Below are 22,779 nucleotides of genomic sequence, written 5' to 3' on the forward strand. Positions count from 1 at the left end.
ATGATGGGAACAGTGGGTTTTTTATTTTTTAACCATCTCCTATCGTCTGATTGTGGTGCTCTGCAAAGGCAGAACACCAAGTTTACATAATTCCATTTTTACGAGAACTTTCCTATTACACAAAAAAGCCCCTGCCGGGAGATAAGTTTTTCCCGGCAGGGGCTTTTAAAGATTCTCTTTCATAATCAAATGACAAAAAATAAAGTAGGCGCTATAATAACAGAAAGGCGGTGTAAGGTCCTGCAGATGATAGGGGTAGAGTATGAAATGGTTTATGAAATTTGGTATTTGGAAAAAGACATTGACGATACTGGTGGCAATCTATTGCGTCACATTTTTAATCAGCGGTGCTGTTTCCCTGATGATATACAGTAACCTGCAGAGGCAGGTGGTTATGGATTCTGTTAATCAGACACTTCAGGAAAAAAATGATGTTCTGGTAAACTATTTTGAGCAGATCGATGGGATTGCTTACAATCTCAGCTATAGTAACTGGATGCAGCAAATTTTCTTTTTTGAGTCGGATGACCGCCGGCGTCAGGAGTGCATTAACACACTGAAAAAGAATATGGGCAGAAGTTCCTTTCTGTATAATAATATTCAGTTTGCACTGGAAACAGTGAACGGTACCCAGATTGCCGGTAATGAGATGACTTATTTTGATTATAATTTCCATGTGGAACATCAGTTCTGGTACGGTGAACTGATGGAAAATGAAAAGTATATGCTGATAGGAGACGAGCAGCTGTGCTACTATTCCGGGTACCGGGATTCTATTACCATGATTTATCAGGTTAAAAATTATGAAACCTTAGAGCTGGCTGCATATTTTCTGGTCAGAATACCATTGAAAAATATTGAGGCTCTTATTCAGGAAAATTACATTGAAGGTGAGAGTGTTACATTATCTTTTCCACAGCATAATCTCTTTCTTGGGGGATCAGAGGGAAATGAAGAACGAGATCATGCAAAGTCGTCGAATTATAGCTATGAACAGCAGAAAAACCTTCGTATCAATCATAAAAATATGGTTATTCAGGCTGGCAGAGCATGGAGTTCTGTTCACGCGGATAATACCGGTATCTGGTCCTTTGCTGCCTTAATCATGATTGTAGTAGCGGCGTTAATGGCGGTAATTGCGTTTATGATTTCACGATATTTAACGAGGCCGATTTTAAAATGCAAAGAGGCCATGTCAGAGATTCAGGCCAATCATATAGGGATCACATTGGACAATCCGTATCAGGACGAAATCGGCGAGCTGATTACGGGATTTAATGAAATGTCGGTATCTATCTATGATCTGATCAAGACAAATCAGAATATAAGCCTTATTCAAAAGGAAACAGAGATTAAGATGCTGGAGAGGCAGATCAATCCTCACTTTTTATTTAATACACTGGAACTGATCAGCGGATTAATTCTGGATGAAAAAGAAGAGGAAGCCATCTCTCTGTGCGGAAACTTAGGACAGTTGTACAGATATAATTTACGACAGGAAAAATGGATACAGCTGAGGGAAGAAATTGAGTATACAAAGCGGTACCTGGAAATCATGCAGTATAAAGTGGAGAATCTTGAGACTTTTTATGATATTGAGGATGAGGTTCTGGAGGAAAAAGTAATTAAGGCAATCTTACAGCCTCTGGTGGAAAATTCCACGCGTCACGGTTTCCGGGATAAGGCGGGAGAGTGCTGTATTGCGATACAGGCAAAACGAAGGGGATGCGGGCTTATACTGGAGGTTATGGATAATGGAAATGGGATGAGTGAGGAGCAGCTGTGTCAATTGAACCGTGATATTGAAAAAATTAAAGAAAATCCAGATAACAGGCTTGCAGAGTCAAAACATATAGGCGTTAAAAATGTGTTCCAGAGACTATATCTGGAGTACAGGGAGAATCTGGAATTCAAAATCTCATCGAGAATTGGATTTGGCGTTAAAATAGAAATTGTTATTAAAGACCCAGACAGAGGAGAGGATGCCGGTGTATAGAGTATGTATTGCAGATGATGAATTATATGTGAGAAAAAGTATTACTCAGAGAATTGAGAAATCAAAGCTTCCGCTTTTGGTGGTGGGGACAGCTGAAAACGGTGAAAAGGGATGGGAGCTGTTTAACAAAGAAAAGCCGGATATTTTCCTTGTGGATATAAAAATGCCCATGCAGGATGGATTGGGCATGATTGAGAAGATAAAGAAAGAATATCGGAATGTTAAGACAAAATTTATCGTGATCAGTGGATATGATGATTTTGAATATATGCAAAAGGCCATACAGGTTGGTGTGGTGGATTATATCAGAAAACCATTTGAAAGTGAGCAGTTTATCAGGGTTCTGGAAAAAATCTGCAGTCAGCTGGAGGAAGAGGAGATAGAGGAAAGCAAGAAGATGACAAAAGGGAGGATGATCTTCTGGCGTGATTTTTATAAAGTTATGAAGCATAAAGAAGTCAGCGGAACATTTCTGCTCTTGTATCAGAAAGATATGCTCAGCCAGGCGAATGTCTGGAAACTGGAAAAGATTTATCCGGACAGCGATTGGAAATATATCTGCTTTCACTCTACGAACCAGATTCTTCTGCTTTACAGTGACAGGCCTGGCACGCCTGTTTTTGCCAGCCATAAATCAGACGCTTTGATGGACATAGCCAGATATGCAGTTTTGTATAGCGGAAGAGAGTCGCTTGATCAGATTCTTCAGTGCCTGGAGCAAAATCTGGATCGCCGGTTTTATCCTGGCACACCATTTCTTATAAAGGCTGATACCATTCCTGAAAAACATAAAACAGTCTGGGATCTCCATGAGCTGGAAGCCGCGCTTAAAAATACCAGAGAAAATCAGTATCAGGTGTTGATTCGTAAGATCGTGGGTGAACTGGAAGCTGACAATGAAAATTTTATTTATTATACTGAATTTTTTCATGTTTTTAATGCCGTCATAGCCAGTATTTATACGAGCTACGGTCTTAATTTGCCGGATGATATCAGCAGAAGCTTCTCACCCATGGCCCTCGCTGATTTTAACAGATCTGAGGATCTTTTAAAGTCAGTAAATGCCAGTGCGGAAGCCTTGGTGACAAAGGTCAGAGAACTGACCGGCCGCAGTGAAATTGTTGATAATGTGATCAGATATATAAAAAATCATTACAAAGAGGATATTAATTTGAATGTATTAGCAAATGAATTTTTTCTGTCTCCCGCTTATCTCTCCAGAAAATTCAGTCAGACGACGGGAGTCTCTATTATGTCATATCTTGAAGACTATAGAATAAATGTCGCCACAGATCTGTTGAAGGGATCAGAGCGTAGTATATCTGAAATTGCAGATCAGGTAGGATATTATGATGCCAATTATTTTACAAAAATATTTAAAAAGGTAAAGGGAATCACACCAAAGGAGTTTCGGAAGATGTCAAAATCTTGCTAATTCTAAATCAAAATCTTTCTATGATTCATCTGTGTAATCCAATATAATAAACGTAATCAAGATTGATTACCTTACCGGTAAGGAGAAAAATTGAAACAAAAATGGTTACCTGTCATTACTTTTTTGATACTGCTTTTAATATCAATACTGGGGGGCTGTAAAAGAATACAGAGAACCTCCGATCCGGCGTTATCAATGGAATCGGATACAATTCTCACTTTTTACAGCTGGGCATCAGGAAGTGAAAAGGCCTTCACAGAGGCAATGATCCGGCAATACGAGAAAGAAAATAAAGGCATAAAAATTGAAGCAAATTTTGTATTGAAGCCAGATTACTTAAGCAAAATCAGCATATTGAATGCAGAGGGAAAAATGCCGGATGTATTCCTGCTTCCGGAGTCAAATGTATATCAATGGGGCAAAAAGGGAGTGCTTCACGAATTTGAGGAAGGGGTATATGGAGCAAGATTGAATTATGTAACAATGTGTCTTTATTATAATAAGGAACTTTTAAAAGCAGAAGGGATTACGCCTCCTTCTGTAAATGGCGAAGTATGGACATGGGATGAATACGTTGAAAATGCAAAACGCCTGACTGTTGATATGAGCGGTAAAAACGCATTTCAGGATGGATTTAATGAAAAACGCGTGAAAACCTATGGTACCCGTATGCCGACATCGTGGGAGGCAATCACGGCTCTGGCCGTGTCGGCAGGAGATTCTGAACCGTTATCCGGGGGTTATGGAAAACTCCACTTCAGCGATGAAAAGATTCATGTCATTCAGTCAATTGCAGATTTATCCTTAAGTCATCATTGTGCACCTGACCATGTGGTTGCAAACTCCACTTATACAGATGCCGCCGCCATGCTGATGAGCGGCCGTCTTGCACTTTTTATTGGTACTTCCGGAGCTTTTGCGGATTACGCCAACAGAGGATTTGATGTGGGGGTAGCGCCCCTGCCGTATTTTAAGACGGCCTCTGACATTAAGTGGTCTGAATATGTGTGCGTATCTGAACAGTCTGAGCACAAAGGAGATGCAGTGGATTTTACCACATATTTTTCTGACTATTTGAATGCACTGAAAGTTTCGGAACAGAAGCAGATCAGTTTGGGCTTTTTGCCGCAGTACGAAAAGGTATATACGGATGAAGGGATGTTCAGGCAGTGGGTTTCCTCTTATCCGGATATCGATGCCTTGGAGGCATGTGAAACATTTTCAGACATTCTGACGTCAGATCGTACCGTGAATATCAAAAAAATTGAGGGTGAGGGCAGCGATCTGCTTGATCAAATCATGGAAAACATCTGGCTGGGATCTTTTGATGCGAACAGTGTACTGGAGGGTGCTGATTAAGTAAGGGGAGAGAGAAAGAAAAGGAGAAATGATATATGGGTGAAAGTGAAAAAAATGCATTGTGGTATGGGGAAAAGGCCTGCAATACTATCATGAGGAAGTACGTAGCGGCAAAATTACCGCCTGTAGACAGATTTCATTACCATCAGGGAGTGTTTCTGTCCGGTATGTATAAGATTTACAGCCTGACAAAGAATGAAGCTTATTTTGATTATATAAAGGGATGGGTGGACAGTCAGATTGATGAAGAGGGCAATATTAAGAATTACGATGACGGACAGCTGGATGATATGCAGTCGGGAATTCTGCTTTATCCTTTGATGGACAGAACGGGCGACCCAAGGTATAAGACAGCGCTGGACCGGATCGTTCCTAAAATCTATGATTTTCCAAAGACAGAGGAGGGCGGATTCTGGCATATGCGCACGCTGCCTCATCAGATGTGGCTGGATGGTCTGTACATGGGAGGTCCGATCTGCGCAGAATATGGGTATCGCTATCATAAACCGGAGTACACGGAACTGGTGATCAAACAGATTCTGCTTATGATTTCAAAAACCCGGGATTCCAGGACCGGTCTTCTGTATCATGCCTGGGACGAAAGCAGAAGTGAGGTTTGGGCAGATAAGGAGACTGGATGCTCGCCAGAGTTTTGGGGGAGATCAGTCGGATGGGTTCCGGTTGCCATTCTGGATGATCTGGATTTTATCAGCAGGGATCACCCGAAATATGGGACAATATGCCAGAGTCTTTGCTCCCTATTGGATGCAGTATGCAAAGTTCAGTCATCGGAAGGACGCTGGTATCAGGTGCTGGATAAAGGGGACACAGAGGGAAACTGGTTGGAAACTTCCTGTTCCTGCCTGTTTACTGCCGCCCTGTGTAAGGCAATTCGCAAAGGGATATTAGATAAAAAATACTTCCAGTATGCAAAAAAAGGGTATGAGGCGGTAATTCACTCACTGGAGTGGGCTGGGGATGATATTCTTATCGGCAATGTCTGTATCGGGACCGGCGTTGGAGATTACAGACATTACTGCGACAGACCTGTGGTGGTAAACGATTTACATGGTATGGGCGCGTTTCTGATTATGTGTGCAGAGTACTGTCTGGTTAATCAGTAAGGTTGTATCACAGAGATTGCGAGGGAACCAAATGAAAATGATAAAGGGAAACGGGCTGCTCTATACTAAGAATTTAGGGCGCAGAGTTTGGACTCATAAGTGGCTGTATGTTTTATTAGCGCCTGCCATTCTGTATTACGTAATTTTCAAATACTGGCCGATGTATGGTGTGGTGATTGCCTTTAAGGATTATAACGTATTTAAAGGAATAAATGGGAGTGAGTGGGCTGGTTTAGAAGTCTTCAGAAGAATATTTAAAAATGCGAATTTCTGGAGTGCGGTCAGAAATACACTCCTCTTGAATCTGACAACCCTGTGTGTGACATTCCCCATTACTATTATCGTGTCGTTAATGCTGAACGAGGTTTTAAGCATACGGTTTAAAAAGATTTCTCAGTCATTGCTGTATCTGCCTCATTTCATTTCCTGGGTAGTCGTTGCAGGAATTGCCACTAACTTATTTTCACAGAGAAATGGAACCATTAATAATCTGATTGTTAATGCAGGAGGTCAGGCAATACCATTTTTAAGCAGCAATGGCTGGTGGATTTTTGTATACGTAATGCTGAATCTGTGGAAAGAGGTGGGCTGGGGAACTATTATTTATCTGGCGGCGCTTACCAATGTCGATGAAACGATGTATGAAGCAGCCTATTTGGATGGTGCCACCAAGTTTCAGCGAATGATCTATGTGACGCTGCCTGCAATAAAATCCGTGATTGTGACAATGCTTATTTTACAGGTTTCTAAAATGATGACAATAGGACTGGATGCACCTCTATTACTGGGAAATGATAAAGTAATGGGAGTATCGGAGGTTATCAGTACCTATGTATACAGGCTGGGTATCCAGAATGCAAAATACAGTGATTCGACAGCGATTGGTCTCTTCCAATCGGTTGTTAATATTCTGATTCTGTTTCTTGCAGATAAATTCGCAAAGCTGATTGGGGAGGAGGGGATTATATAACATGAAGGAAAAAGCGGCACAAAAGCGTAAATTTACAGTAGGAAAGTTCTTTTTATATTTAGTACTGACACTGCTTGTATTTGCCTGTGTATATCCTTTTTTAAATGTCCTGGCATATTCATTCAGTGGATATAATGCAGTACTGTCGGGAAAGGTTACATTTTATCCCATTGATTTTACAATCAGCGCTTATCAGCAGATTATTGGCAAGCAGCAGATGTGGAAAGCCATGAGTACCACTGTTTTTGTTACTTTTATGGGTACTTTTGCAGGTCTTTTACTGACAACCTTTGCGGCATATGCTTTGTCAAGGGATACGCTGCCGGGTAAAAAGATTTTGTTGGGGCTGATCATTTTTACCATGTATTTTAATGGCGGGATTATACCGACTTTCCTTGTGGTGAAGCAGCTTGGGATGTATGACTCGCTCACTTCTCTGTACATACCACAGGCAATGAGCGTATTTAATTTTATCGTAATGCGAACCTTTTTTAAGCAGCTGCCGGAGAGTCTGGAAGAGGCGGCCAGAATCGATGGTGCATCGGATATCGCGGTATTTTTTAAGATTGTAATCCCGCTTTCGGTACCGATTATCGCCACGATTGCATTATTTTACGCAGTGCAGTATTGGAATAATTATTTTGATGCACTGCTTTATATTCAGGATCCGGATAAGTATACACTTCAGCTGAGGCTTCGGAGTCTGCTGTTTGCGGATGAGCTGAATTCGGGAGCGGCCAGTGAAGCGGATGTCCAGGTGATGTCACAGTCTCTTAAAATGGCATGTGTGGCAGTATCCACGATTCCGATTCTGGTAGTATATCCATGGCTTCAGAAGTACTTTGTTAAGGGAGTTATGCTGGGAGCTGTAAAGGGATGAGTGCACCCGAAAAAGGGTGTTGGAAAGAAAGGAGAAGAGGGAATGAAAAAGGGAAGTTTTTCAACTAAAAGAGGGGTGTCCGTGATGCTTGCAGCTGTGATAACGGCTGGTTCACTGGCCGGATGCGGAGGAAAACAGGAAAGTGAGACAAAAGCAGCAGCGGCAAAGGATGCAAACTATGTAACAACATACGGCGAAAAAATGTTTGACAATGTTACGATAAAGGTTGAACTTTTCGACCGAAGCAATGCTCCGGAAGGCAGTACATTGACGGATAACAGATGGGTTAAATATGTGAATGAAGAGATGAATAAGGTTGGCATCAATGTAGAATTTGTAGCTGTGCCCAGGGCAGATGAGGTTACTAAGATGCAGACCATGATGTCATCCGGAACCGCTCCTGATATTGTTACAACTTATACCTATGCTTATGCGGAAGATTACTGGAATCAGGGCGGTATCTGGGATTTGACAGAATTTGTTGAGGGAGAGGATCAGGCCAAAAACTTAAAAGCATATTTAGGACAGGATGTAATTGATGTAGGAAAAACCGCTGATAACCATTTATATGGAATTGTGGCGAAGAGGCCGACTCTGGCGGCCAGCAATCTTTTTATAAGACAGGACTGGCTGGATAAACTAGGGTTAGAGGTACCGGAAACTCCGGATGAGCTGTTTGAGGTTTTAACCAGATTTGTAAATGATAATCCGGACCAGAGAAAGGATGTGGTAGGTGCTTCATTCTGGACACTGTTTAATCCTTCAAACTCTGTCTGCTATCGCAATACCATGGCCGCGGCCTTTACAAAACTGGGTGATAATGAGAAGGAACGCCATATTGCAACTGGAATTGAATATTATTACGATGAGGGCATCAGGGATTATTTCCGTTTTATTAACAAATGTTATAATGCAGGGCTGATGGATAAAGAGTATTATACAGAGACAAAGGATTCTCTTACCAGTGATATTGTGAATGGGGCGTTAGGCTTCTGCGAATATGACATCAGCTTTAATGTGCGGGTTACCAGTAATCTCCTTAAGTCCTTGAAAGAAAATAATAAGGATGCTGAATTTGTATCCATTCCATCATTAAAGAACGTAAATAATGGCAAGCAGTACTCAGCCACTTACTCGCCGGGCGGTATGATAGCTTTTTGTCCGAAGACCGCAGATGCGGAAACGGTAGAGGCATGTATGACATATTTAGACTGGCTGTGTACGAAGCAGGGCGGATATGTGCTTATCAATGGATTTGAAGATGAGCATTATACGCTGGATTCCAATGGTCTGCCGAAAGTCATTGACAGTGAATATAATGCCAAGGATAAGGACTGGCTTGGCAATGATCTGTTTATTCTTGGGAACAGTGCCTATGCGAGCACAGCGGACGAATTCCATGAGATGACGGCTTCTAATAATGTAGGGTACGAAAATTACGTATTGAATAATTATAAGAACTCTTTAGTGGGCGAACTGCTGGTACCAGATTCTTATTCCGCACCGTCAGCATCTGAGAGAAAAACAGATTTAGATCTGGTGTGTTCTGAATGGCTGGTAAAATGTATTACGTGTGCACCGGAAGAATTTGATGGAATGTATGATACATTCATGAAAGAATGTGAAAATGCAGGAATAGAAAAGATTGTGGAAGAAAGAACGGAACATTTTAATAAAATATATGGTGACAGCCAGTCTTAACAGAGGGGGCAGTGTGATGGACCGGATTTTATATTTAAAAAAAATGGTAGAAGCTTCAAAGGGAAAGGCCGGTGATACACGTTACGGTTTTCGATCCTTTCATGGAGTTTATTTAGAACTTGCCAAAATGGAGCTGCAAAACTGTGGAGAAACGACTGAGGCGATAGATTATCAAAATATAGATTTGGGATTGGATCATGTCGCAAGCAGGCGGGATTGTGCGGATTTTATTATTCCGGCATATATCAGAATATTAATGGAGCACCGGGACAAGAGTTATATGGATCCGGACTATTGTGCCAGAATAGAATCCACTCTTTTAGGATTCCGGTACTGGCTGGATGAACCGGGAGAAACGACTGGATGCTATTTCACAGAAAATCATCAGATTCTTTTCCACAGTGCGGAGTATCTGACCGGTAAAATTTTCCCGGACCGTATATTTCTTAACAACGGACAGACGGGACAATGGCATCAGGAGCACGCAGCCGGACAAATCAGACAATGGCTGTCATGGCGTATCCGGTTCGGTTTTTCGGAATGGCTGAGCCAGGGCTATTATGCAGAAGATATGCTGGCTCTGCTGGGACTGGCCTATTATGCGGATGATCAGGACATCCGCATAAAGAGCAAAATGTTAATTGATATGCTGCTCTTTGATCTGGCAGCAAATTCTTTTCGCGGGCATTTGGGAGGAACACATGGACGTGCATACACAAATGCTATTACGAATCCGCAGAAAGAAGCAGTATTGCCTGTCATGGGATTATTGTGGGATACGGAATATTCCTTTGATGATCTCTCAACCTGTGGGGTTCTGATGGCAGCTTACGGTTATACATGCCCAAAGGCGATTGCGGAAGCGGCGTGGCAGCCGGGTGAATGGATTAACAGGCAGCGTGTCAGTATTGATTTTAAGGATGCAAAGACATATGGAATTGATCCGAAGAATTTTGAAAATATCATGTTTTTCTGGGGGATGCAGACGTATTCGGACCGGGAAGTTATTCAAAATTCGTTAAAAGTATTTCCAACTTACAATTGGATGTATAATCGATTAAATGCATATAAGGAAAGATATGAGCTGATGGATAAACTGGGGCTTCCGGTTACGGAGACGCCGGACCAGACAGCAATGACACAGGCGGATATCTATACGTACAGAACCGATGACTATATGCTGGGCTGTGTACAGGATTACCGGAAAGGCCGCCGCGGTTTCCAGCAGCATGTATGGACTGCGTCGCTGGGGGGAAAAGCGGTTGTATTTACGAATTCCCCAGGATCGGAGGAGTATTTCTACAGACCCAATCAATTTGCCGGTAATTTGTTCCTTCCCAAAGCGGTAATCAATAAAAATGTGGTAATGTGTATGTATCGAATTGATGCCGATTACATCGATTATCAGTATACGCATGCTTATTTTCCGACAAAAGAATTTGATGAGGTCATTGAGAAATATGGCTGGGTTTTAGGGAGAAAAGATAAGGCTTATATTGCATTGAAGTCATTAAAACCCGCATCGTGGCAGCCAGTAAAAAAAGAGTTTTATCAGGCAGTATATCCGGAGACATGGAATGAGGAACTTGATATGGACAGTCCGTTTGAATATACGGCCCAGGGACATGTAAATGTATGGATTGCTGAGATGGGATCTGAAAAACAAAACGGAAGCTTTGAGACCTTTGTAAATAACTTTCAGAATGCATCTGTTACAGGTGATACGTTTGACTGCACCTATCATTCGCCTACGCAGGGGGAGATGCGTTGTGGCTGGCTTCTGCCGCTAACGGTCAATGGAGAGGAAATATCGATCCATAACTACAGGAGGTATGATAATCCTGCAAGTTTCACTGAATTTGCCGAAAGCAGAATCGAGATAGCATCCGGAGTCCATAAAACGGTGCTGGATTTTGAAAATGCGGCATATGAAAATGTATAGATTCATGTCTGATATTGGAGCGCCCGTCTGTAAACAGGATGGGCGCTCTGTTTCCAGGAATATAGAAGGGGTGAATGAGGGTATGAGTGGGGGAACCGGAATGAATGAAATCATATGGTGTGCAATTGGGGATTCATTTACATATTTAAATGATCATTTAAGCGAAACCGGATATCGTGTGAAGTCCGGATATCTGGACCGGACGTGTGAAAAGGTTGGCGGTCTGAGGCTGATGAATCACGGAATTAATGGTTCGGAGACTAAGGACTGGCTTACGGCCAAACTGCCGGAAGCAGATATCTATACAGTTCTTTTAGGGACAAATGACTGGCGCCGTGGAGTTCCAATGGGGACAGATGCCGATTTTATGGAAAAGATTCCTGGAACAATATTGGGTAATCTGGGATGTCTGACAGCACGTATCAGGGAGACTGCACCGAAAGGACGTATCGTGATAATGACACCGGTAGAACGGGGGGATTACGTATGCATTGGAGATCCGGGCTGTCAGACTATGGGAAGTTACCGCCCGCAGGCAGGGCAGCAGTTGTGTGATATAGCAGAGGCGATTGCCAGATCGGCAGAGAAAGCCGGGCTTTGTGTGGTTGATCTTCACAAAAATGCCGGTTTTACAGCCGAGAGTGTGGTTCGATTTAAAAGGCTGCGGAAGGAAGCCGGATATCACGACTATGTTTATCCGGGTTACGTGGATATTCCCTACGACTGGAAAAGAGATCCGTATCCATACCCTGTGGAAGCGGTGGGAATGACCTTTGACGGTCTGCATCCTTCCGATGAGGGAAATGAGGCTATTGCAAAGCTGTTGGCGGAGATGCTGCAGGAAATATTGGAGCAGCTTTCGTAAAGCATGCAATTGTTTACAAACTTTATGAAAGCTGACCGTGTTTAAAAAGCAGAATCATCTCATGCGTCAGACTCACATTCGTATAATCTCCGGGGATATCTTCCCGTTTCATCCAGACGGCTGTGGATAACTCTGTTTCATCCAGATGGATCTGTGGAGAACCATCCAGCTCGGCAAAGAAACCTACCAGCATGGAGTCACTGAAGGCCCATGGCTGATTTTTATAATAGCGGATATTTTTTACTTTCAGGCCGACTTCTTCCATAACCTCGCGGCGGACAGTCTCTTCCAGAGTCTCACCGAATTCTGTGTAGCCGGCTACCAGAGCATAGCGGGTGTATTCACGGCCTGCGTATTTGGTGAGAAGAAGCTTATCTCCATCGGTGACAGCCACTATGACGGCTGGTGCGATCTTTGGGTAGACAGTGTTGCCGCAGGACGGGCAGACCATGGAGCGTTCCTTTTTACTTTTTATGTTCGCTGTGCCGCAGCGGCCGCAAAAATGGTTATTGCGGTAGAAGCGGTGAAGCTCTGCACCGTTGGCAGCTGCAAATGAAATCCAGAGCGGTTCTAAATCGCGGATAACCGAAGTGGGATAGAATGCCAGCGTCTCATCTTCAGTCAGAGATACTTTGGTTTCATCGAGCAAATAGTATTCTTTCGTATCAATGGAAAAGAGGTAATCACAGTGGCCGGAGATCATGTCGGCATCAGCGCTGTTTAGTTCGGAAAATTTCGGGATTTTCAATGAGTCGGTATGATTGAGCAGGATGGAACCATCCTGGAAAAACAGGACATAACTGTCCGGAGACGGAGTTTTAATATAAAATTCGTTCCGGAACCGGTGAGGTGCGATTTCCTGAATCATGCGTGAAAAGCCTTCTTTCTATCTATAATCTTAAACCATATCACGGTTGTATTCAGGAAATCATAGCAGATGTGGAGCGGAAAGTCAATGGATGATATCGCCTGTCCCATTTGACTGGGTTATTCGCTGTAAAATGGAACCATTCGCTTTATCTGGTTATACCGGCGCGATTCAGAGTTTTACGAATCTGAATGCCAAAGATAACTGCAAGAATCGTAAGTACAATATCTTTTGGTATAAATGCTGTCATAGAATAGACAAATACTCCCCATACAGACATGTCGCCTGCAAGAGCAGCCCACTGCAGCCCGCCGGCTGTTTCGTTGATGGCCAGACCAATGAAAGAAAAGAGAAAAATGGAGGCAGTTTCCAGTTTCTTATTTTCAGATTTAATCTGCAGTCCGCATAGTACCGCCATGACTGGCCAGGACCAGATATATCCGCCTGTTAAATCCACCAGTACAGAAAAGCCTCCGCGGAAGTTTGCAAAGATTGGAAGGCCGACAGCACCAAGCAGGATGTAAACGAGAGAGCCGTAAAGTCCCAATCTCCATCCAAAAGCGACACCGATAAGTGTAATTCCAAATACCTGAATCGTTATGGGAACTCCGGTTGGCATGGGAACTGAGATCTGTGATATAATGGCAAGAATGGCCGCAATCATTCCCGCAAATGCCAAATCTCTTGTGGAAATGCGCCTGGACGGTACGGCAGTGCGAGTGGTATGTGATGAATTCATAATAGAAACTCCCTTCTGTTACTTTGTGTCAGATTAAACACTTTATGTAAAAAATTGTATCATGTGCAGAAATAAATGTCAACTATAAAAATATAATGGTTAACAAATAGATGGTAAAGAGAGATATAATGATAAAAAAATAACAAACCGGCAGCAAGCAGAAAAAAATTAATAAAATAAAGTTTTGGTAATTATTGACTTTACAATCTTTACTTGCTATAATTTCTATCAGTTACAAAAGGCAAAGGGGCCGGGACGTATGTTCTGGCCTCTTTTTGCCCTTTTGAGAGCAAAATTTACGTTTTTTGCGGATGTATGGTAACATGAGGAAATCACAAGGAGGAAAAATCTATGTCGTATGTTGATGAAGTTTATGAGAGAGTGGTAAATCAGAATCCTGGAGAGGCGGAATTCCACCAGGCAGTGAAGGAAGTACTGGATTCTTTAAAGCTGGTGATTGATGCCAACGAGGAAAAGTACCGTAAGATGGCACTCTTAGAGCGTCTTGTAGAGCCGGAGAGAATTATCTCATTCCGTGTACCGTGGGTTGACGACAAGGGCCAGGTACAGGTGAACAAGGCATACCGCGTGCAGTTCAACAGTGCAATCGGACCGTACAAAGGCGGTTTGCGTCTTCATCCGTCTGTAAACCAGGGTATCTTAAAATTCCTGGGCTTCGAGCAGGTATTCAAAAACTCTTTAACAGGACTTCCGATCGGCGGCGGCAAAGGCGGTTGTAATTTTGATCCGAAGGGTAAATCTGACAGAGAGGTTATGGCATTCTGCCAGAGCTTTATGACGGAACTCTTTAAGTACATTGGGGCAGACCAGGATGTACCGGCCGGAGATATCGGCGTGGGCGCAAGAGAGATCGGCTATATGTATGGCCAGTATAAGAGACTGACCGGTTTATATGAAGGCGTTCTGACCGGTAAGGGCCTGACTTATGGCGGATCCCTGGCACGTACCCAGGCAACCGGTTACGGCCTTGTGTATATTGTAGATGAGATGTTAAAGCACAACGATAAGGAACTGGCCGGTAAGACCGTAGTGGTTTCCGGCTCCGGTAATGTAGCGATCTACGCGATTGAGAAGGCACAGCAGTTAGGCGCTAAGGTGGTTGCATTAAGCGATTCCAACGGATATATTTATGATAAGGATGGCATTAAGCTGGATATCGTGAAGGACATCAAGGAAGTACGCCGCGGACGGATCAAAGAGTATGTGGATGCGGTTCCGACAGCCGTTTATACGGAAGGAAAGGGAATCTGGACCATACCCTGCGATATCGCTCTTCCGTGTGCGACACAGAATGAACTGAATTTAGACGACGCGAAGGCGTTGAAGGCCAATGGATGCTTTGCAGTGGCAGAGGGTGCCAATATGCCTTCTACAAGGGAAGCGACTGATTTCTTCCAGGAGAACGGAATGATGTTTATGCCGGGTAAGGCAGCTAACGCAGGCGGTGTAGCTACTTCCGCACTGGAGATGAGCCAGAACAGCTTAAGAATGTCCTGGAGCTTTGAGGAAGTCGATGAGAAGCTGCATGATATCATGGTTGGAATCTATGCAAAGGCAGCCGATGCCGCTGAGAGATACGGCGTGAAGGGCAACTATGTTGCGGGCGCTAATATTGCGGGATTTGAGAAGGTTGTGGAAGCTATGATGGCTCAGGGAGTTGTGTAGGATCTGCTTCGGTAAAGGTTCGAGTGTGAAATTGTTGATTTAAAACGTAATAAGAGCCTCTGGTTAAGATGATTAAACGCTTAACCGGAGGCTCTTTGTCTTTGGTCATTTGTATGGAAGGTTGAAAATACCTTAGTGATGTCTGGAAATCTGCTCCCTGAATTTTGACGGTGTCATCCCGATGAATTTTTTAAAGATCCTCGTAAAATAGTTGATGTCCTGAATGCCGCAGTAAGACGCGATCGTCTGTATCTGCATATCTGTGGTGTTCAAATAAAAGACAGCCTGTTCTACCCTTCTTTTGTTTACATAGTCGGTCAGGGTAATTCCCATTTCTTTTTTTAATAATGAAGATAAATAATTTGCACTGATATGGAACATTTCTGAAAGATTTTTCAGTCCTAAATCACTGGTTAAGTTTAAATTGATCTGGTTAATTACTTTCTGGATCACGGGAGAGTATCCTCGCACGGAATAATTCCGGACAAGAAGGCAGTATTTACGCGCCATTTCCTTCATCAGAGACGTATCCTGCGGTGTGGTCAGATTTTCTATCTTTTTAGCGTATTTGGATGAAATCTCATCGAGATAAACCGGGTGTACATATCCCTGTTCGGCCGCTTTACGTAAAATAGTATTGTAAATAACCATATAATTCTTGTAATCCCTGAGAGAATCGGCAAGACGGGGGATCAGTCTTCGGTTTTCAAAGGAAGCCAGCGCCTGATTAAGCAGCTCCTGATTACCCTGGCTGACTGCCTGCATCAATTGATTTTCAGCTTCATAACGTTTTTCCAGGGAGATGGTATTAACCGGTGACAAATAAATCGTTTCAGGAAGTGAAGTGAGGTAGTGGTTATCATCGGGGGCGTTCCATATATTCCCCTTAATTTCCGCAACCGTATATTGGTCCGCACCCTGCCAGATTATCTCAGCCAGTGTTTCCATAAGATTATTAAATTGAGATTCTGAACTGACGAATGCAATATTATAATAATATGTTTTCAGAATCGGCAGAAGCGCAGCCGGTACCTCCAAATTTGACAGTAGCTTATAATAATTCATTTTGTTAATTTCAACATATGTGAATGGCCCTGTAATAAAAAACTCAGTAGTATCTGAAGCGGGAAGCCACATACAGACATAAGTGCAGTAGTAATTGTCTGTAAAATAATAAAGAGTATGTTCCTTGCAGCATTCTGTAAGCTTTTTAAATGATTTGTTTTTGTCAAAATCCTCCATTAAGCTTTCTCTCAGGCCCATATCGAGAGATTCTATATCTTCAAAAGGTTCCCGGAACAGGAAGGAGGGGATGCCCCTGTTCTCCAAAACTTTCCTGACATACATAAGGACACTGTCATAATGCATGATATCGTCCTCCTTTTTTATTCAGATGATTTTACTATATTATCGTACAATTTTACGTTTATTTCAAGTGTATCTAAAAAATATGCGAAAAAAAGATAAAATTGTACTCACGGTTCGGGCTGTTCTAATGTTAAGTTACTATAAGAAACGAAGAGAAAAGACCAATATTAAGGAGGTATCTTATGAGTAAGGAAAAAACAGTCAGACCATTTGGAATGAGCGATAAAATCGGCTATGCATTTGGTGATTTTGGTAATGACTTTACCTTTATACTGTCTTCCATGTTCATGTTAAAGTTTTATACCGATGTCATGGGAATAGCAGCAGGCGTTGTGGGAACGCTGATGATGGCGGCACGCTTTGTTGATGCAGTTACTGATGTGACGATGGGACAGATTGTAGACCGGTCCAAACCGACGAAAGACGGTAAATTTAAGCCCTGGATTAAACGGATGTGCGGTCCGGTGGCTATTGCCTCATTTTTAATCTATCAGTCCGGACTTTCAGGAATGTCGTATGGATTTAAGATTGTATGGATGGTTGTCACCTATCTTTTATGGGGTTCCATCTTCTATACATCCATCAACATACCTTATGGTTCCATGGCATCTGCGATTTCTGCAGAGCCCAAAGACAGGGCGCAGCTGTCCGTATGGCGTACAATTGGAGCGACACTTGCCTCCCTTGTAATCGGAGTGGGAACGCCTCTGCTTGCATATGAGGTGGTAGACGGAAAGACCATATTATCCGGTTCCAAAATGACAATGATTGCAGGTGTCTTTGCAGTCTTCGCAATTATTTGCTATCTGCTTTGTTTTAAACTTGTTACAGAGCGCGTACCGGTGGAAGCCAACAGTGAAAAACTGGATATCGGAAAACTGTTAAAAAGTTTATTTTCAAACCGTGCGCTGATGGGAATCATTGCAGCGGCGATTCTTTTGCTTCTGGCACAGCTGGGGATGCAGGGGATGTCATCTTACGTATTTCCTAATTATTACGGTTCTGCAGGCGCTCAGTCAGCCTCCAGCATGGCCGGCAGTCTGGGAGTGCTGATTATCTGTGCACCGTTTGCTGTAAAACTGGCACAAAAATTCGGCAAAAAAGAGTTATCGATCGTATCCTGCCTTGCCGGCGCGGCTTCCTTCGTCGTCTGTCTTATTGTAAAGCCGCAGAATCCGTATGTTTATGTAGCTTTCTATACGCTGGCTATGGTTGGTTTGGGATTCTTTAACACCGTGATCTGGGCAATGATTACAGACGTCATTGATGATGCAGAGGTCAAAAAAGGAGTTCGTGAAGATGGAACGATTTACTCACTCTATTCCTTTGCACGTAAGCTTGGCCAGGCTTTTGCCTCCGGCTTGACGGGCGGTCTTTTGAGCCTGGTTGGATATACGCAGGCTACGGCTTTCGATGCGGAGGTTACAGCTGGAATCTTCCGCATGTCCTGCATCGTACCTATTATAGGATTGATTGCAGTTGCCCTTGTACTGATTTTTATCTACCCTCTTAACAAAAAGAAAGTAGAGGAAAATACGGCGGAATTGGCGCTGCGCCGAAGTAAAAACGCATAAAAGGAGGCACATATGGAGTCTATATTCGACGGTTTTAAAAAGAGCAGGGATTATCTTATCTGCGTGGATTCTGACGGCTGTGCCATGGATACCATGAATATCAAGCATATCAGGTGCTTCGGTCCCTGTCTTGTGGAAGAATGGGGGCTCCAGAACTGGGAAAAAACAATTCTTGACAGATGGAATGACATCAATCTCTATTCGATGACCAGGGGAATCAACCGTTTCTGCGGACTTTTAAAAGCACTTCAGGAAATCCATCAGTGCTATACGCCCATAGAAGGGCTTGAGCAACTGGCGCAATGGGTGGAACATTCTCCGGAACTTTCCCAGGCAGCCCTGGAAGCGGAGATAGAAAAAAATCATAGTGCTGTTTTGAAAAAGGCTCTTCACTGGTCAGCCGCCGTGAATTTAAGGATCGGGCTGCTGGAGGAGCAGGAGAAACAGCCGTTTCAGGGAGTCAGGGAGGGCCTGGCCTTCGCGCACCGGTTTGCGGATATCGCAATTGTTTCCTCTGCAAATATGGATGCGGTACTGGAGGAGTGGGAGGTCCATGGCCTGCTGGAGCATGTTGATCTGGTACTGGCACAGGAGGCAGGAAGTAAGGCATACTGCATTGGTCAGCTTCTTTTAAAGGGCTATGACAGGGATAACGTGCTGATGACGGGCGATGCACCGGGAGACCAGAAAGCAGCGCTGGAAAACGGCGTGTTATATTATCCCATCCTGGTCCGCAGCGAAACGGAATCCTGGAAAGAGTTTAAAGAACAGGCAGTTCCGAGGCAGATCGAAGGTACTTATGAAGGAACCTACCAAAAGAATAAAACAGAGGAGTTTGTCCGCAACTTGCAGAGTTGATTTTACAGAAGAGTAACCAAAAATCGTACAAATATATTGACAGGAGACTGCTTATGACAGATTTAAAAAAGAATCCATACTATCTTTCCGATGAAGACTGTAAGTGGGTTCAAGATACTATTGCCGGTATGACGGAGGAAGAGAAGGTGGGACAGCTTTTCTTTCAGCTGACTCAGTCCCGTGATGAGGCGTATTTAAAAGGGTTAATGGAAACCTATCACCTGGGCGGATGCCGGTATAATTCGGCGTCGGGAAAGGAAATACAGGAGCAGAACAGAATTTTACAGAAATATGCCAGAATTCCGGTATTGATTGCCTGCAATACGGAAGGGGGCGGAGACGGGGCCTGTGCTGACGGAACTCCAATTGCCTCTGAAATTAAAATCGGAGCGACAGGCAATGAGGATTATGCCCGTGCTCTCGGGAAGATGTCCAGCGAAGAGGCGGCCGCGATCGGCTGCAATATGGCGTTTGCGCCGATCTGCGATATTCCTTATAACTGGGAGAATACGGAGATCATCACCCGCAGCTTCGGCAGCGATCCTGAGCTTGTGGCAAAGATGAGCGCCGCTTATATGGCGGGCGCCCATTCGACGCCGGGATTTGCCTGTACGGCTAAGCATTTTCCCGGCAACGGTCTGGACTTCAGAGATGCCCATATAGCCAACAATGTCAATACGTTTGATCCCGCAACATGGGATGCCACCTATGGAATGGTGTACAAAACCATGTTTGACAACGGTCTGGAAGCAGTTATGGGAGGCCATATCATGCTTCCTGAGTATGCAAAGCTGATCAATCCGGATTTAAAGGATGAAGATATGATGCCCGCCACCTTAAGTCCGGAAATTATGACAGGACTTCTTCGTGACCGGATGGGATTTAACGGAGTGGTAGTTACGGATGCTTCCCACATGGTTGCCATGACGAACCGGATGAAGAGGAGCGAGATGCTTCCCAGAGCCATCAATGCCGGATGTGACATGTTCCTGTTCTTTAACGATCCGGATGAAGATTTTTCAGTGATGCTGGAAGCTTACAGAAACGGCACAATCAGGGAAGAACGGATGACGGAAGCACTCACCCGGATACTCGGTCTGAAAGCGCATCTCGGACTGAATAAAAGGAAACCGGAGGAATTGGTGCCGACACCGGAATTTCTCGAAAAAGTACTGGGAAAAGAGGAATATAAGGAAACTGCAAAATCCATCAGCCGGGACTGTCTGACATTGGTAAAATATAAAGACAGGGAGGTACTGCCGATTACGCCTGAACGCTATCAGAGAATTATGATTGTTCATGTTAAGGGCAGCGGAGGTGCTATGGGGGAATTGATGAAGCTGATGGGCGGGTCGAAAGAAAATCCAGCTGAACTTCTGAAACAGAAGCTGTGTGACAGAGGATTTGACGCATTTATCTATGAAAGTCCCATGGACAAGATGAAAAAGCAGATGGAACAGGGAGAAAAACCGAGTCTGGATTTATATTTTGCGGGAAAGAATGCAGTAAAGGACTTTATAAAGGATATGGACCTGGTTATCACCCTCTGTGATGTTCCAAGCGGCAGGCCGGTGTTTGGCATGTCAAAAGGCGGTGGGGAGATTCCATGGTATGTGTTTGAACTGCCGGTCGTAGTGGTAGGCTGCGGTCAGCCAACCATGCTGGCAGACATTCCTCAGGCAAGGACTTACATCAATACGTATGATGCCCGCAATGATACACTGGATGCACTCGTGGACGCGCTGATGAAAGGACCGGAGGCATTTCCGGGGACGGATCCCATAGACAGCTTCTGCGGCCTGTTTGATACCCGGTTATAATGGGAGCCCCGGGCAGAGTATGAACAGCAGCAAATGGGGATAAAATCATAATAATTTTATAAAATTTTACTGGCATTATCTCATATTATAGTATATAATAAGCGATAAGACTTGAGGCGGAGTTTTCTTCGCCTCATTGTTTTCTTTCCTGAAATATGAGAAAATAGAGATAGAAGAACAGGAAAGCAGTAAAATTCAGATAAGTAAAGGCAGGTGACGACATTATGCATAAATTCTTAAGGTCTATTGGATTCAGCCTCTACCAGAAGGACCGGGATATCGATAAATTGTTAGATCAGATGACAGAAGATGTATCCGGAATGAAGCGGATTCAGCTGGATGAGGAGACGAACCTCTGTGAGATCAGAAAAGAGGTTGCGCCAGGAATGGGTATCGCCGTATTCGGTCAGATGGACCGGGACGGAGTATTTCGCAGGAACTACTATTATCCTTACTTAAGAAGCGAGGATATGACATCGGATGTGTCCTGTTCCATTCAGCGCCATACAGAGCGTGAGACGTATGCGGGACTGCTTGATGAGTATAAGGTCGGTATTTCCCTGATATTTTATATCGATAATTCATTCGAGTGCAGGGAGAGAATCATGGACCAGCGTTCCCTGGAGACTAAGCGTGCCAATCTAACCGGACTGGCGGTCAGCGGCAAGATTCTTCTGCCGATTCAGAAGACGGAGAAACAGCGGGAAAACGCGAAGGTTACGGCGAAAGAGCGTAACACGCTTTTGGAAGCGGCCAAGAATGGCGATGAGGATGCCATGGAGACTCTGACCATCGAAGATATCGACATGTATTCCCAGATCTCCAGACGGGTGATGAAGGAAGATTTGTATTCGATCATTGATTCCTGTTTTATGCCTTGCGGAGTGGAATGTGACCAGTACTCAGTGATCGGTGAGATTACAGAAATTGTAGAAAAGAAGAACCAGATCACTGGAGAAGAGGTTTATGATTTGAAACTGGAATGCAGCGACATCGTTTTCCATGTGGGGATCGCCAAGCAGGATTTGACCGGAGAGCCGGCGGTTGGAAGACGGTTTAAGGGGCAGATTTGGATGCAGGGCAATGTGGTATTTGATGAGGCGGCGGATTAGACAACGGGATTTTGAAGGATTTGGTGAAAGATTCTTCAAGTAAAACTTGACGAAACGCATAATTGTTAATATAATAATATACAGCCTGTGCGCGGTTATGGCCGCAGCACAGGGGATGTTTCTGTAGCTCAGCAGGATAGAGCGTCCGCCTCCTAAGCGGAAGGCCAGCGGTTCGAATCCGCTCAGGAACGCTGAAAACACCGACGAAAACCTCGCGGAATTGAGGTTTTTGCCGGTGTTTTTTATGTTACGGAAAATAGAGCAGGCTCTGCAGGCGGTTAAGACAGATCAAGCCGGCCTGATTAAAGGGTTCCGGATGAGGAAATATTAATGAAAACCGGGAACGAGGAACAAAACCATGCATCAGTTTCCTGCAATCAATAAGCAGAAAATATCAGGAATTCCGATCACCGGTCTGCTATAATGAAACAGATTGTGAAAAATCAGATATCATACAATCCGAATGACACAGGAAAGAGGGA

17 protein-coding genes and 1 tRNA gene are annotated in these 22,779 nt (G+C 43.8%); 15 read left to right on the forward strand and 3 right to left on the reverse strand.

From position 1 onward, the window contains the following. Positions 1 to 262: 262 nt before the first annotated feature. The 9 genes from NE473_RS14005 to NE473_RS14045 all read left to right on the forward strand — a co-directional run bounded on the left by NE473_RS14005 (position 263) and on the right by NE473_RS14045 (position 12,272). Entirely contained in the window at positions 263 to 1,996 is a 1,734-nt protein-coding gene (locus NE473_RS14005; RefSeq protein ID WP_155560970.1) for a sensor histidine kinase, read from the forward strand. Continuing rightward, positions 1,989 to 3,431, forward strand: coding sequence for a response regulator transcription factor (locus NE473_RS14010; protein WP_039892804.1), 1,443 nt, complete (start codon positions 1,989 to 1,991; stop codon positions 3,429 to 3,431). The genes NE473_RS14005 and NE473_RS14010 overlap by 8 nt, the downstream gene beginning before the upstream one ends. Positions 3,432 to 3,626: 195 nt before the next feature. Continuing rightward, a complete protein-coding gene (locus tag NE473_RS14015) occupies positions 3,627 to 4,790 on the forward strand; it encodes an ABC transporter substrate-binding protein (protein ID WP_155560971.1) in 1,164 nt (387 codons plus the stop codon). Between the two features lie 35 nt (positions 4,791 to 4,825). Beyond that, a complete protein-coding gene (locus tag NE473_RS14020) occupies positions 4,826 to 5,914 on the forward strand; it encodes a glycoside hydrolase family 88/105 protein (RefSeq protein WP_155560972.1) in 1,089 nt (362 codons plus the stop codon). Between the two features lie 31 nt (positions 5,915 to 5,945). Next, positions 5,946 to 6,884, forward strand: a complete 939-nt coding sequence (locus tag NE473_RS14025) for an ABC transporter permease (RefSeq protein ID WP_243110939.1) — start codon at positions 5,946 to 5,948, stop codon at positions 6,882 to 6,884. Position 6,885: 1 nt separating this feature from the next. Further along, entirely contained in the window at positions 6,886 to 7,764 is an 879-nt protein-coding gene (locus NE473_RS14030; protein WP_118077499.1) for a carbohydrate ABC transporter permease, read from the forward strand. 42 nt (positions 7,765 to 7,806) lie between these two features. After that, a complete protein-coding gene (locus NE473_RS14035) occupies positions 7,807 to 9,465 on the forward strand; it encodes an extracellular solute-binding protein (RefSeq protein WP_243110938.1) in 1,659 nt (552 codons plus the stop codon). A gap of 16 nt (positions 9,466 to 9,481) precedes the next feature. After that, complete coding sequence (locus tag NE473_RS14040) at positions 9,482 to 11,407, forward strand: hypothetical protein (RefSeq protein ID WP_155560973.1); 1,926 nt, start codon at positions 9,482 to 9,484, stop codon at positions 11,405 to 11,407. Positions 11,408 to 11,507: 100 nt separating this feature from the next. Then, on the forward strand, positions 11,508 to 12,272 hold the full coding sequence (locus NE473_RS14045; protein ID WP_243145817.1) for an SGNH/GDSL hydrolase family protein: 765 nt from the start codon (positions 11,508 to 11,510) through the stop codon (positions 12,270 to 12,272). A gap of 22 nt (positions 12,273 to 12,294) precedes the next feature. Here NE473_RS14045 and nudC read toward each other — a convergent pair whose 3' ends face one another. Together nudC and NE473_RS14055 are read right to left on the reverse strand one after the other, a co-directional pair. Continuing rightward, on the reverse strand, positions 12,295 to 13,140 hold the full coding sequence (gene nudC, locus NE473_RS14050; protein ID WP_155560975.1) for an NAD(+) diphosphatase: 846 nt from the start codon (positions 13,138 to 13,140) through the stop codon (positions 12,295 to 12,297). Between the two features lie 148 nt (positions 13,141 to 13,288). Continuing rightward, positions 13,289 to 13,879 (reverse strand): biotin transporter BioY, encoded by a 591-nt coding sequence (locus NE473_RS14055; protein ID WP_039891681.1) that lies wholly within the window; start codon positions 13,877 to 13,879, stop codon positions 13,289 to 13,291. A gap of 351 nt (positions 13,880 to 14,230) precedes the next feature. Between NE473_RS14055 and gdhA the strand changes: the two genes are divergently transcribed. Next, positions 14,231 to 15,565 (forward strand): NADP-specific glutamate dehydrogenase, encoded by a 1,335-nt coding sequence (gene gdhA, locus NE473_RS14060; protein WP_155560976.1) that lies wholly within the window; start codon positions 14,231 to 14,233, stop codon positions 15,563 to 15,565. Positions 15,566 to 15,697: 132 nt separating this feature from the next. Here the strand turns inward: gdhA and NE473_RS14065 are convergent, their stop codons facing one another. Next, the gene (locus tag NE473_RS14065; protein ID WP_155560977.1) at positions 15,698 to 16,933 is read right to left on the reverse strand and encodes a helix-turn-helix transcriptional regulator; all 1,236 of its coding nucleotides are present in this window, start codon (positions 16,931 to 16,933) and stop codon (positions 15,698 to 15,700) included. Between the two features lie 182 nt (positions 16,934 to 17,115). Here NE473_RS14065 and NE473_RS14070 point away from each other — a divergent pair, with 182 nt between their 5' ends. The 5 genes from NE473_RS14070 (at position 17,116) to NE473_RS14090 (ending at position 22,488) form a co-directional block, all read left to right on the forward strand. After that, positions 17,116 to 18,507 carry an MFS transporter gene (locus NE473_RS14070; RefSeq protein WP_022032215.1) on the forward strand — a complete coding sequence of 464 codons (1,392 nt, stop codon included), beginning with the start codon at positions 17,116 to 17,118 and terminating at the stop codon, positions 18,505 to 18,507. A 12-nt stretch (positions 18,508 to 18,519) separates the two neighbouring features. Then, positions 18,520 to 19,365: an HAD family hydrolase gene (locus NE473_RS14075; RefSeq protein WP_155560978.1), complete on the forward strand. Its 846-nt coding sequence runs from the start codon at positions 18,520 to 18,522 to the stop codon at positions 19,363 to 19,365. A 53-nt stretch (positions 19,366 to 19,418) separates the two neighbouring features. Beyond that, positions 19,419 to 21,185: a glycoside hydrolase family 3 protein gene (locus tag NE473_RS14080; protein ID WP_155560979.1), complete on the forward strand. Its 1,767-nt coding sequence runs from the start codon at positions 19,419 to 19,421 to the stop codon at positions 21,183 to 21,185. 224 nt (positions 21,186 to 21,409) lie between these two features. Continuing rightward, complete coding sequence (locus NE473_RS14085) at positions 21,410 to 22,297, forward strand: DUF3881 family protein (protein WP_006773738.1); 888 nt, start codon at positions 21,410 to 21,412, stop codon at positions 22,295 to 22,297. A gap of 117 nt (positions 22,298 to 22,414) precedes the next feature. Continuing rightward, positions 22,415 to 22,488 (forward strand) — tRNA-Arg (locus tag NE473_RS14090). The last annotated feature ends 291 nt before the right edge of the window (positions 22,489 to 22,779 follow it).

The sequence above is a fragment of the Hungatella sp. SL.1.14 genome (assembly GCF_024460495.1).
GTDB classification, from domain to species: domain Bacteria; phylum Bacillota; class Clostridia; order Lachnospirales; family Lachnospiraceae; genus Hungatella; species Hungatella hathewayi.

Excerpts from the sequence above, each read along its gene's own strand:
- NE473_RS14035 (WP_243110938.1), top strand. The coding sequence starts at position 7,807 with ATGAAAAAGGGAAGTTTTTCAACTAAAAGAGGGGTGTCCGTGATGCTT.
- NE473_RS14005 (WP_155560970.1), top strand. The coding sequence starts at position 263 with ATGAAATGGTTTATGAAATTTGGTATTTGGAAAAAGACATTGACGATA.
- gdhA (WP_155560976.1), top strand. The coding sequence starts at position 14,231 with ATGTCGTATGTTGATGAAGTTTATGAGAGAGTGGTAAATCAGAATCCT.
- NE473_RS14080 (WP_155560979.1), top strand. The coding sequence starts at position 19,419 with ATGACAGATTTAAAAAAGAATCCATACTATCTTTCCGATGAAGACTGT.
- NE473_RS14020 (WP_155560972.1), top strand. The coding sequence starts at position 4,826 with ATGGGTGAAAGTGAAAAAAATGCATTGTGGTATGGGGAAAAGGCCTGC.
- NE473_RS14075 (WP_155560978.1), top strand. The coding sequence starts at position 18,520 with ATGGAGTCTATATTCGACGGTTTTAAAAAGAGCAGGGATTATCTTATC.
- NE473_RS14055 (WP_039891681.1), bottom strand. The coding sequence starts at position 13,879 with ATGAATTCATCACATACCACTCGCACTGCCGTACCGTCCAGGCGCATT.
- NE473_RS14065 (WP_155560977.1), bottom strand. The coding sequence starts at position 16,933 with ATGCATTATGACAGTGTCCTTATGTATGTCAGGAAAGTTTTGGAGAAC.
- NE473_RS14030 (WP_118077499.1), top strand. The coding sequence starts at position 6,886 with ATGAAGGAAAAAGCGGCACAAAAGCGTAAATTTACAGTAGGAAAGTTC.
- NE473_RS14085 (WP_006773738.1), top strand. The coding sequence starts at position 21,410 with ATGCATAAATTCTTAAGGTCTATTGGATTCAGCCTCTACCAGAAGGAC.
- NE473_RS14025 (WP_243110939.1), top strand. The coding sequence starts at position 5,946 with ATGAAAATGATAAAGGGAAACGGGCTGCTCTATACTAAGAATTTAGGG.
- NE473_RS14040 (WP_155560973.1), top strand. The coding sequence starts at position 9,482 with ATGGACCGGATTTTATATTTAAAAAAAATGGTAGAAGCTTCAAAGGGA.
- NE473_RS14070 (WP_022032215.1), top strand. The coding sequence starts at position 17,116 with ATGAGTAAGGAAAAAACAGTCAGACCATTTGGAATGAGCGATAAAATC.
- NE473_RS14015 (WP_155560971.1), top strand. The coding sequence starts at position 3,627 with ATGGAATCGGATACAATTCTCACTTTTTACAGCTGGGCATCAGGAAGT.
- NE473_RS14045 (WP_243145817.1), top strand. The coding sequence starts at position 11,508 with ATGAATGAAATCATATGGTGTGCAATTGGGGATTCATTTACATATTTA.
- nudC (WP_155560975.1), bottom strand. The coding sequence starts at position 13,140 with ATGATTCAGGAAATCGCACCTCACCGGTTCCGGAACGAATTTTATATT.